Source organism: uncultured Victivallis sp. (assembly GCA_944389935.1).
Classification (GTDB): Bacteria; Verrucomicrobiota; Lentisphaeria; order Victivallales; family Victivallaceae; genus Victivallis.
Genome location: CALXOE010000073.1, coordinates 1 through 10,678, shown reverse-complemented (window position 1 = coordinate 10,678; position 10,678 = coordinate 1). Strand labels below are relative to the sequence as shown.

The window sequence follows — 10,678 nt, the reverse complement described above, 5'->3', positions numbered from 1 at the left end:
GAAAATTTAAAAAAAGCAATAGCCAGGAAGAAAAAAAAAACGTTTTTTCTGCAAAAAAAATAACGGGAGCGAATCGGCTCCCGTTGTTGCTGCTGTGGTTAAAATTAGCGCAAGTCGTTGGCGGATAGGTGATATTTTGCGTTGCAGAAACGGCACTGAAGAGTCGGATTCGGATTTTCCGAGAGGAGTTTCTCGATCTCCTCCCGACCGAGCATCTGGAATGCCGTCTTTTTGAGCGACTCGGCCGAGCAACCGCACTCGAACCGCGCCGGCGAAAGTTTCTTGAGGGCGAATTCCGGCAGTTCGAGCCGTTCGAGCAGAAACGAGAGCAGCACGCGGAGTCCCTCTTCCGGTTTTTCCATCCCGTTCCTCAGGATCTCGCCGACTTCCGGCATCTGGAGCCGGGTCCGAATGCGGTCGAATTCCATCGGATCGCAGCCGGGCAGCACCTGAACCAGCACCCCGTATGCACTCCGGACCGGATCGGCAGGTTCGGCCCGCAATTCGATTTCACAGCGGATCTCGGTCTCGTGCTCCTCGCTGACCGAAAGGTGGTATCCAAGCGCCGACGCCGGCAGGATGAAACTGCTCCGGGATTCTCCCGAACTCAAGATTTTTCCATCTTGCGAGCGGGTCAACTTCACATCCGCACCGGCATCGCCGCAGGCGACTTCGACCGAATCAGCGCTCTCCATCACATGAGGGTTCTGCACGAGTCCGCGGACCGCGCCGCCTGATTTCGCGTCGACAATGAGAGCTCCGAGCGGGCCGGAGCAGCCGATCCGGATGGAGTAGCGTTCTCCATCGCTGAGCAGTGCCGTCATCAGCGCCGCGGAGGAGAGCGCCTCCGCCAGCAGCCGTCCCGCGACCGGATCCGCGTCATGGCGGAGAATCCCCTGCGACGCCAGCTTCCGGAAATTCCCGACCACAAGTTGAAAGGCCGGTTTCTTGAATATCGCGTGCAGCATGAAGTCCGGCAGGTCGCTCTTCATTTTTGATTCTTCTCCCGATTTGACATGAGCGTGATGTGATGGTACTGTATCTTCCTTACTTTACTATACACGAAAAATGCGAGGAATCAAATGAGTGCCCGACTGTTGTTCGCCGCTTTTGCCCCGAAAACGCTCGAACCGGCCAATTCGATCGGCAACAAATTCCAGCGGCTGCTGGAGAAGCTCGATTTGCCGGCGGCCGTGCGCGATCGCACCGTCGCAATCAAAATGCATCTGGGCGGGGGAGGCGGCTTTTCGACGATTCACCCCTTTTTTGTGCGCAAACTGGTCGCTGCCGTGCAGGCCGCCGGTGCGAAAGAGGTGTTTGTCACCGACCTGAAACGGGACACCATCGGTGCGATCGACCGCGGTTACACGGAAGAGGTCTTCGGCTGCCGGATCGTGCCGGTCTGCGGCGATGACGAGTCCGACTTCCGGACGTTTCCGGTCGAGCCGCCGTTTCAGAGCATGGACCGGATCGAGCTTGCCGGCGCGATTCTCAAGGCGGATGTGCTGCTCGATTTTTCGCATGTGAAAGGGCACGGCGTCTGCGGCTTCGGCGGCGCTTCCAAGAATCTTTCGATGGGGGCGGTTACGGATGCGATGCGCCAGATGCTGCACGCGCTTGAGGGCGGCCTCGTCTGGGATGAGGCGAAATGTATTCACTGCGGCAAATGCGTCGCCCACTGCCCGAACCATGCGATGAAGTTCGATGAACAGAACAAGCTCGACGTCTTTTATCACCACTGCAAGTTCTGTCAGCACTGTGCGCTCATCTGCCCGGTCGGAGCGATCCGCATGACGCCGGGCGGTTATCTCAATTTCCAGAAAGGAATGGCGATGACCAGTGCGAAACTGCTCGAACACTTCCCCGGTAATCGCCGGATTTTCATCAATATGCTCATGGATACGACGATCTTCTGCGACTGCTGGAGCATGACCACGCCGCGCCTGATTCCCGATATCGGCATTCTCGCGGGAAACGACATCGTCGCGATTGAACAGGCCACGCTCGACCTCATCGACCGCGAGGAGCTCATCCCGAACGCGCTGCCGCCTGGGTGGGATCTGGCGGACGATCCGGAACTTCACCTCTTTGAGCGCATTCACCACAAGGACCCCTATGCCGTGGTTCGCTATCTCGAAGAGCTTGGATGCGGTACCACGCAGTATGAACTCGAGGAGGTCGAGTAATCAAAAAAAAGCAGGAGGGGGACTCCCCCCCCCCCTCCCGTTTTCCGTATGGCGACCGGATCAGTTGCTTCTGAGCCAGGTTGCGAGTTCCGATTTTCCGCGATTCTGCCAGAGGGCGTAGGGGATCGCGGTGATCCGGACTTTTTCGCGTGCAGGCTTCCGATTGCGGAAGTAGAGCTCGCCGTTGGAGACGTCCGTCTCGCGCCATGCTTCGCCGATGATCGCAGGAACGCCGGCGAGTCCTTTCGCTTCGCCGAGCGAGAACGTCTGGTCGGCCGGGACGATGAGGGCGTTGACCCCCGGTCCGTTGTCGATGCTCTCGAGCGCGTAGACCAGCGGACCGTGCATGAGGGCGATCTTCCCCGCATCGGCCGTGACCCGCGGATTTGCGCGGACAACGTCGATCGCAAGCTCGAGCGCAAGTTCGAGTTTATCACCTGCTTTCCACTCGCGCGAAAGGGAGAGATAACCGTTTTCGGGCTGCTGTTCGACCGTTTTCCCGTTGAGTTTCGCGCTCCAGTTGCGGCACCAGGCGGGAATGCGGATGCTCAGCGTGAACGTCCCGGAACTGAGACACTCGAACGTCGCATTGCCGTTGTAGGGATACCCTCCCGTGACCCGGATCTGCATCCCGTTGCAGGAGACGGTGCCCGCCGCCGGGATGTTGCAGCGCAGTTCGCCGGAGCGCTGCGACCAGGCGAAGCCGCCGAGCTGCGGCAGGAAACGGCAGTAGCTCGTCGGGCAGCAGGAGCAGTCGAACCAGGGCTGGCGTTCAGCCGTGACGTGACCGTGCAGGAAGCTCGCATCGTCGACCGTCAACATATTCGCGTAGAAGAAACGGTCTCCCTCGAGCGAGATGCCCGAGAGACACCCGTTGTAGAGCGAGAGTTCCATCGCATCGGCATACTGCGCTTCCCCGGTCGCATCGGCCATGCGGCGCGCGAATTGCGCGAACGCCATGGAGGCGCAGCTCTCGGCGTAGGCGGTGTCGTTCGGCAGGTCGTAATCGGTCGTGAACGCCTCGCCGATGGCGGTTGAACCGCAGCCGCCGATGAGGTACATCCGCTTTTCTGCGACGCTCTCGAAGAGTTTGCGGCAGGCGTCGAGCAGAGAGGCGTCTCCGGTCCGCATGGCGACGTCGGTCATGCCGATGTAAAGATAGAGCGCGCGGACCGAGTGTCCGACGGCATCGCTCTGTTCACGCACCGGAATGTGCGCCTGGCGGTTGCGGAGGCCGGATTCGTCCAGCCATGTCTTGTTCCGTTCGGCCTCTTCGAGGAAGAAGTTGGGTTTTTTACCGCGTTCGTCGATGAAATATTTCGCGAGGTCGAGATACTTCTTTTCTCCGGTGGCGTCAGCGAGTTTGCACAGTGCGAGCTCGATCTCCTCGTGGCCGGGGTAGCCGTGGAGTTTGCCCGGTTCGGTTCCGAAGACCGTGGCGATGCAGTCTGCATAGCGGCAGAGCGCGTCGAGGAATTTCCGGCTGCCGGTCGCGCGGAAATGGGCGACGGCCGCCTCCATCAGGTGACCCGCGCAATAGAGCTCATGCCACTCGAAGATGTTGCTCCAGCGCTTGTCCGGTTCGACCTGGGTGAAGTAGGTATTCAAATAACCGTCCGGCTGCTGGGCGGAGATGACGAGATCGACGTAAGAGTCGAGTTCATCGGCGAGCGTTTTGTCTCCCGGATTCTGCGCGAGCGCAAGCGCCATGCCCTCGAGCACTTTCGCGAAGTCCGAATCCCAGAAGATGTGCGGACGTTTCGGCATGCCTTCCCGCCAGGCGAGACGGAACGAGTCGATCCGGCCGGTCTCCCGGCACTTGGCGACCGAAGAGGGAATCGTGGTGTTGTGACAGCTCTCGATGCGGGCGGTGAAGACCGGATCGCTCAAGTGCACGGCAGTGGGGTCGACGGGAAAAAAGGACTGTTGCATCTGGACACTCTCCTTTTCTGGGTTGATTTTTGAGGCTCCACAATAGTATACCACCACTTGCATTTTGCGGCGAGAGGGATAAATTAGATAAAAAGAGAGACAATTCCGACTTCGGAGGGGAGATGGAACCGGTTGAACTCATCCATGCGGGGCGCTTTGTTTCGCGCGGGCGCGGGCGTCACGGCACACGGATTATCGACAGCTGGGAATTGATCTACGTGTCCGCGGGGGCGCTGGAGATGTTCGAGGAGAAGCGGGAGTTTTCCGTCCCAGCCGGGAGTTTTCTGCTGCTGCGTCCCGGTTTCCGGCATGGGGGACTTTCCGCCTACGACCGGGATCTGGTCTTTTTCTGGTGTCATTTCCTGCCGCGCAGCCCGGAGCGGCAGAAGCGGCTCGACGCGATGGACTCCTGCCGGGCGGCGGTCCGACCGGAACGCATGGGGGAGTATTTTCAGCTGCTGCTCTCTGAACTGCGCGAGGTCGGAACGGGGAATTCCGCCGATTTGCTGGCCGAACTGCTGCTGGCCGAGGCTGAGCGGACTCCGCAGGGCGGAACGGAGGAGGGGGGAGAGATCTCTTCCGGCCTGGCGTTCCGGGCGCGGGAGTATATCGCTTTGCATTTCGAGGAGTCGCTCTCGACCGCGGTTCTGGGGGAAGCGCTCCATTGCAGTGCCGATTATCTGAACCGGGTCTGTCGTCACGCCTGGGGGCACACGGTGACGCAGGAGATCAATCTCACCCGGCTGCGGTACGCCTGCCGACTGCTGCTTGCGGGAAAGCTCAGCATCAAGGAGATCGCATTCGAGTCCGGCTTCAACGATCCCGCCTATTTCCGCCGCCGGTTCCGCCGGGAGTTCGGCCTTTCCCCCGCGGAGTACCGGGCCGCACACTCACTCGGACATATGAATACGGAGTGAGGACGGGGCCCCGGGCGGATGCGGCATCCCGACATTCGGCGGGGAAGGGCGGTGTGACATGGAATGAGATTTTTCGACTTTTGAGAGAGGAAATTTTTTTTGAGAAAATAATTAGGTATATCTAACTAACAGTTTGAAAATCGTTTCCCGCCATGGTATATTAGACTTGCGAAAGGAAGATGCGCTTATGAGCAACAATGTGATTTCCAGCAGCCTGGAAGATTATCTTGAGGCGATTGCCGAGATCATCGAAACGAAAGGCCACGCCCATACCAAAGACATCGCCGACCGGCTTCAGGTGAAGATGCCGTCGGTGACGAACGCGCTTCAGGCGCTTTCCGTGCGGGGGCTCATCAACTATCAGTCGCACAGCCCGGTGGTTTTGACCAGTCGGGGGGCGGAAATGGCGGCGGTGATCCGCCATCGCCATTCGGCACTCAAGAGTTTCTTCTCCGGACTCCTGAAACTGGAGGAGACCGAGGCTGATGAAACCGCCTGCAGAATCGAACATGTCATCAGCGAGACGGTTCTGTCGCGCATGGTCGTTCTCATTGAGGCGATATCCGGCCGGGAGGACTGCGCGCCGCTGCGCGATTTTCTGGCAACGACCATGCCGCGAATCGGCACCGAGGTCGCGGAGGAGGAGCTCGCCAATGTCATTCCGCTCAACGAGCTCCCGATCGGGCAATCCGCCGTGGTTGTTCAGGTCGACGAAAATCTGCGCGGCGTGAAGAAATTCGCCGATCTCGGTCTCGTCCCCGGCACACTTCTGCAGGTCGAGGGGCACGCGCCGTTCGGGGGTCTGCTCCGGATCAAGGTCATGGGCAGCAGTTTGTCGCTGCGTTCGCGCGACGCGGCTTTCATCAGCGTCAAACTTACCTGATGGTAAGTTTTTTTGTGAAAGAGTGTTTAGTGATTTCTAATTACAGATGATACGTTTATCATTTTGAGGATCTTGATTCCATGGAGAACAAAGTGTTCAAGATTGCCCTGGCGGGCAATCCCAACTGCGGAAAAACGACGATATTCAACCGGTTGACCGGCACGCGGCAGCACGTCGGCAACTATCCCGGAGTCACGGTCGAGCGCAAGACCGGGTTCTGCCGGATCGGAGACTTCCGGGCCGAAATCATCGATTTGCCCGGTATTTACAGTCTCGCCTCCTCGTCGCCGGAGGAGAAAGTCGCCTTTCAGGAGCTGCTGAACGATGAGATCGATCTGATTCTCAACGTCATCGACGCGGGCAACGCTCAGCGCAACATGTATCTCACGACGCAGTTGACCGAGCTTGATATTCCCATGTTGCTCGCATTCAACATGATCGACGATGCGGAGAAACAGGGGCTCGTCTTTGATTTCGGAAAGCTCGAACAGTTCTTCGGCGCTCCGATTGTGACGACGGTCGGATCTTCCGGCCAGGGGATCGACGAGTTGAAAAACGCGATCGCCGAAATCCGGAACAATCCATCCCCGCAGCGTCCCGTGAAGCCGAAGTACGGTCCGAAAACCGACCAGGCGATCCGTTCTCTGACCGCCGGAATCGCCGCGTTGAACCTGCCGGAAACCCGGCGGATTCCCGCGCGGTATTTCGCGATCAAGGTGCTGGAGGATGATCCGGAAATCTGTGCGCGCCCCGATCTGGAACCGTTTCGCCGGGAAGCGGAGCAGTGGCGGCGGCAGATCGCTGCCCGGAACGGCATCAACAGCCGGACGCTGATGGCGGATGTCCGGTACGGAGTGATCGCGGGAGCATGCCGCGAGGCGATCACGATCAGCAACGACCGGCGCAGACAATTATCGGATGTGATCGACAAATATGTGACGAACCGTTTTCTCGGGGTGCCGATCTTTCTTGTCATGATGTACCTCGTTTTCCAGTTCACTTTTACGCTCGGACAGTTTCCGATGGATTATCTCGAAGCGTTTTTCGGGTGGCTCGGAGAGTCCGTGACGGCGGTCTGGCCGGCGGGTGAGGCGGAGTTTCTGCGGAAGCTGATCGTTGACGGCATCATCGGCGGCGTCGGCGGGGTGCTGGTGTTTCTGCCGAACATCCTGTTTCTGTTTCTCGCCATAGCGATTCTCGAGGGAACCGGATACATGGCGCGCGCGGCGTTCGTCATGGATGGATTCATGCACATGTTCGGACTGCATGGCAAGAGTTTCATTCCGATGCTGATCGGTTTCGGCTGCTCGGTGCCGGCCGTGCTGGCGACGAGGACGATCGACAACGAGAGCGACCGGCGAACGACGATCATGGTTGTGCCGTTCATCAGCTGCGGCGCGCGACTGCCGATCTACTCGATGTTGATTCCGGCATTTTTCGCGCTCAAATATCAGGCGCTGGTCATGTGGATTCTTTACCTGATCGGAATCATCGTCGCACTCGGCTGCGCGCTTGTGCTGAAATCGACGATTTTCAAGGGGGAGGGGGAGGTCTTCGTCATGGAACTGCCTCCCTACCGGCTGCCGACACTGCGCAGCATTCTCATTCTGATGTGGGAGAAGACTTCGCTCTATCTGCAGAAAGCCGGAACGCTGATTCTTCTGGCATCGATCATCCTCTTCGTCATTTCCACGTTCCCGGAGAAGAGCAACTTTTCGCAGGACTACGATGCCGCGATCAGCGCCGTGCAGGATTCCACGCTGACGGAGTCGGAGAAGAACGCTGCCGTTTCCAGGCTGGAGGCTCAGCGCAAAGGGGAGGCGCTCGAGTATTCGATTGCGGGACGCATCGGACGCGGACTTGAGACGGTCATGAAGCCGATCGGTTTTGACTGGAAAGTGAGTTCTGCGCTGATCGGCGCGTTCGCGGCCAAAGAGCTCTTTGTCGCGCAGCTCGGAATTCTCTATTCGGTGGATGATCCAGAGGCGGAAGAGGGGACGCTCCGCCAGGTGCTCCAGGAGAGTTACACGCCGCTCCAGGGGTTCTGCATCATGCTGTTTTGTCTGCTGACGGTGCCCTGTATTGCGACGATGGCGGTGGTGCGCCGGGAATCGAATTCGTGGAGATTCATGTTCGGACAGATTCTGCTGTTCACGGTGATCGCCTACACGATCACACTCATCGTCTTTCAGACCGGATCGATTTTGAAGATCGGGACGACGATCTCCGAACCGGCTGAGTCGACGGTCGCGGTGGAAACCTCCGGAAACGGGTTGGCAGGATGACCGATTCCGAGTATGAGGAGAAGTTCCGGGCGATCGCCGCGGGGGTGAAAGCCAAACTCGACCGTGCGAGCGGCTGTCACGATTTCGACCATACGTTGCGCGTGCTGGCCAATGCGCTGCGGATCGCGGAAGAACTGCCGATGGCCGACCGCCGGGTTGTCCGCATGGCGGCGCTGCTGCACGATGTGGCCCGGCCGGAGGAGATGGCCGCGAAAGGCCGGAAGTGCCATGCCGAGCTGGGGGCGGAACTGGTCGTTCCGCTGCTGCGCGAGGCAGGGTTTGACGAAGCGTTCACGGCGCATGTTTCGGCGGCGGTTCTGACGCACCGTTACCGTGCGGGCCGGATTCCCGCCACGCTGGAGGCCGAAATCGTCTATGATGCCGACAAACTCGATTCTCTCGGCGCGGTCGGAATCGGGCGTGCGTTTCTCTTTGCCGGGCGGGAACATGCGCGGCTGCACAATACGGCAGCCGAGGCGGTCAACTCCCCCGCATACAGTCGCGAGGACACCGCTTACCGTGAATATCTGGTGAAACTGCACCACCTGCCGGGAGGGATGCTCACCGAACCGGGAAAACGGATTGCGCGGAGTCGTGCCCGCTATATGCATGCGTTTTTCCGGCGGCTGAACGAAGAGACCGGATTGAATCTCTGATCGATGTCAGGGAAGGCGGATTTTTCTTCCGCTTTTCTTTTTTTTTGCCGTTTGCTCTTGACATTGGATTTTTTGTTTGTTATAATATTTATAGCGATAGTGCTATAAATACAAGATTTGAGCGAACGATGCCGAAGTATCTGGAAGTTGCGGAAATTCTCAAAAGCCGGGTGCTCCACGGGGACTACCTGGTTTCGCCCATGCCCGGGGAGAGAAAACTCGCCGAGGAGATCGGGGTGAGTTATATGACCGCCCGCAAGGCGCTGAAACATCTGGTGGAGACCGGCGTCATTGCGAGGGAGGAGGATGGCAAGGCGCTGCCATTTTCTCCGGAGGGTCTTCGCGGCGGGTATGTATTTCTGGCTCCGGCCTTTGTGTCGATGCTGACGATCCGCTGGCAGACGGCGTTGGACCGGGCGTTGAGCCGGGCGGGGCGGATTCTGCGCCCGGTCTACTTCACGCACTGGAATGATCCGGCTGTCGCGGATGCGCTTTCCCGTTTTGATCTGATTTTTCTGCTGCCGAAACTCGAGCCGCCGTCGGAACTTCTGCTGCGCAAGCTGCATGAGTGCGGCAAGCCGGTGGTGGTACTGGAAACGGATTGGACGGATCGGGGTTTTTTCTCTATTCTGCCCACGCCGGTCGAGGCGGTGACCTGTCTGCTCGAACACCTTGCGGAGAGAGGGGATCCCGTTGACTGCTTCAATACCCAGCCTCTCGACGAGATTGTGACTGGCTGGTTCCGAATGTGGGAGAAATTTCCCGTGCGCGGAGTTTTGGTGAACGATCCGGTCGATTTTTACGAGGATACGCTTGAACGCGCGGTGCGGGTCGCCTCCCGGTTGCTGCAGGAGCATTGGAGGCCGAAAGCGGTGCTATGCACGACGCTGACTGCGGCGATCGGTCTCTCCCGGGTGTTGTGCGATTTCGGAATGCGTGTGGGGCGGGATGTCCGGCTCGCAGCAGTGAATGACGTCAAGTGGGCGGCATATCTTACGCCGAGCATCACGACGCTGGAAAATGCGGATCTCGACCTGCTGATCCGGGAGGCTCTGGCGATGTTGCGGAACGATCCCGGCCAGGTGCGGTGCCTGAAGCCTGCCCGGTGTCTGATCCAGTATGGTGAATCGAGTCGGTCCGGAATGCGGGCCTGAACGGAAATGTTTTCCGGATGAACGGATTGAACTTTTTTTAACCCAGAAACAAGGAGAGCGGCATTATGGCGGAACGGAGGACGGAGGCGCTGGTGGCGCGCGGGCGGTTTCAATCTTTTCTGACGGAACAGCCCCGGGAGGGCGTGTGTTCCCGGCATGTCCCGGCAACGTTCGGGCGGAAATTTACGCTCATCGCGCTCCCCGTGGTGAAAACTCGTCAAATATGCCATCCCTCTCTGACGTGCACCCGGCAGTCAAGAGAAGAGTTCGGGGGGGAGAAAGCGTCTTTCTCCGTACCTACCCCCCCATCAAACTCCCCATCGGCCAGTCATCGCCCCGCAACAAAGTCTCCGCTCGGCAAGCGGCGAAGTGGAGCAAAAACGCGAAGAAATCTTTCCGCAGAAAAGCGGGAAGAGCCGTTCGCGTTTTTGCGGCTCTTTTCCCTCGCGTCGGCTGACCGCAGCCGAGTCCGTGACCGCCCCGTACGCGGCACCGGCACCTTGCCGGACGCCGGGGGTGCGGGGGGCGGCGGACACGCCCCCTGCCGCCCACGACCATGCGACGGTCAAGGCAGCATTTACGCTGATAGAGCTCCTCGTGGTTACTGCTTGTTAAATATACGTTTCAACATGTAAATACTATATCATGACTTGGAGTAGAAATCA

At 58.9% G+C, this 10,678-nt stretch carries 9 protein-coding genes; 7 read left to right on the top strand and 2 right to left on the bottom strand.

The genetic code is table 11. From position 1 onward, the window contains the following. Positions 1–104: 104 nt before the first annotated feature. A complete protein-coding gene (locus Q0J85_RS14775; RefSeq protein ID WP_294483004.1) occupies positions 105–992 on the bottom strand; it encodes an Hsp33 family molecular chaperone HslO in 888 nt (295 codons plus the stop codon). Between the two features lie 90 nt (positions 993–1,082). Between Q0J85_RS14775 and Q0J85_RS14770 the strand changes: the two genes are divergently transcribed. Then, on the top strand, positions 1,083–2,186 hold the full coding sequence (locus Q0J85_RS14770; protein WP_294483003.1) for a DUF362 domain-containing protein: 1,104 nt from the start codon (positions 1,083–1,085) through the stop codon (positions 2,184–2,186). 60 nt (positions 2,187–2,246) lie between these two features. On the opposite strand, the gene Q0J85_RS14765 is transcribed toward Q0J85_RS14770, so the two are convergent. Next, positions 2,247–4,118 (bottom strand): beta-L-arabinofuranosidase domain-containing protein, encoded by a 1,872-nt coding sequence (locus Q0J85_RS14765; protein WP_294483002.1) that lies wholly within the window; start codon positions 4,116–4,118, stop codon positions 2,247–2,249. Positions 4,119–4,240: 122 nt separating this feature from the next. Between Q0J85_RS14765 and Q0J85_RS14760 the strand changes: the two genes are divergently transcribed. The 6 genes from Q0J85_RS14760 (at position 4,241) to Q0J85_RS14735 (ending at position 10,628) form a co-directional block, all read left to right on the top strand. Next, a complete protein-coding gene (locus Q0J85_RS14760) occupies positions 4,241–5,035 on the top strand; it encodes an AraC family transcriptional regulator (RefSeq protein WP_294483001.1) in 795 nt (264 codons plus the stop codon). Positions 5,036–5,222: 187 nt separating this feature from the next. Then, positions 5,223–5,918 carry a metal-dependent transcriptional regulator gene (locus Q0J85_RS14755; RefSeq protein ID WP_294482998.1) on the top strand — a complete coding sequence of 232 codons (696 nt, stop codon included), beginning with the start codon at positions 5,223–5,225 and terminating at the stop codon, positions 5,916–5,918. A gap of 80 nt (positions 5,919–5,998) precedes the next feature. Next, positions 5,999–8,203 (top strand): ferrous iron transport protein B, encoded by a 2,205-nt coding sequence (gene feoB, locus Q0J85_RS14750; RefSeq protein ID WP_294482996.1) that lies wholly within the window; start codon positions 5,999–6,001, stop codon positions 8,201–8,203. Beyond that, positions 8,200–8,859 carry an HD domain-containing protein gene (locus Q0J85_RS14745; RefSeq protein ID WP_294482995.1) on the top strand — a complete coding sequence of 220 codons (660 nt, stop codon included), beginning with the start codon at positions 8,200–8,202 and terminating at the stop codon, positions 8,857–8,859. The genes feoB and Q0J85_RS14745 overlap by 4 nt, the downstream gene beginning before the upstream one ends. Positions 8,860–8,987: 128 nt before the next feature. After that, complete coding sequence (locus Q0J85_RS14740) at positions 8,988–10,013, top strand: substrate-binding domain-containing protein (RefSeq protein WP_294482994.1); 1,026 nt, start codon at positions 8,988–8,990, stop codon at positions 10,011–10,013. Positions 10,014–10,382: 369 nt separating this feature from the next. Further along, positions 10,383–10,628 carry a hypothetical protein gene (locus Q0J85_RS14735; protein WP_294482992.1) on the top strand — a complete coding sequence of 82 codons (246 nt, stop codon included), beginning with the start codon at positions 10,383–10,385 and terminating at the stop codon, positions 10,626–10,628. Positions 10,629–10,678 lie beyond the last annotated feature (50 nt).

Excerpts from the sequence above, each read along its gene's own strand:
- Q0J85_RS14775 (WP_294483004.1), bottom strand. The coding sequence starts at position 992 with ATGAAGAGCGACCTGCCGGACTTCATGCTGCACGCGATATTCAAGAAA.
- Q0J85_RS14770 (WP_294483003.1), top strand. The coding sequence starts at position 1,083 with ATGAGTGCCCGACTGTTGTTCGCCGCTTTTGCCCCGAAAACGCTCGAA.
- Q0J85_RS14765 (WP_294483002.1), bottom strand. The coding sequence starts at position 4,118 with ATGCAACAGTCCTTTTTTCCCGTCGACCCCACTGCCGTGCACTTGAGC.
- Q0J85_RS14760 (WP_294483001.1), top strand. The coding sequence starts at position 4,241 with ATGGAACCGGTTGAACTCATCCATGCGGGGCGCTTTGTTTCGCGCGGG.
- Q0J85_RS14755 (WP_294482998.1), top strand. The coding sequence starts at position 5,223 with ATGAGCAACAATGTGATTTCCAGCAGCCTGGAAGATTATCTTGAGGCG.
- feoB (WP_294482996.1), top strand. The coding sequence starts at position 5,999 with ATGGAGAACAAAGTGTTCAAGATTGCCCTGGCGGGCAATCCCAACTGC.
- Q0J85_RS14745 (WP_294482995.1), top strand. The coding sequence starts at position 8,200 with ATGACCGATTCCGAGTATGAGGAGAAGTTCCGGGCGATCGCCGCGGGG.
- Q0J85_RS14740 (WP_294482994.1), top strand. The coding sequence starts at position 8,988 with ATGCCGAAGTATCTGGAAGTTGCGGAAATTCTCAAAAGCCGGGTGCTC.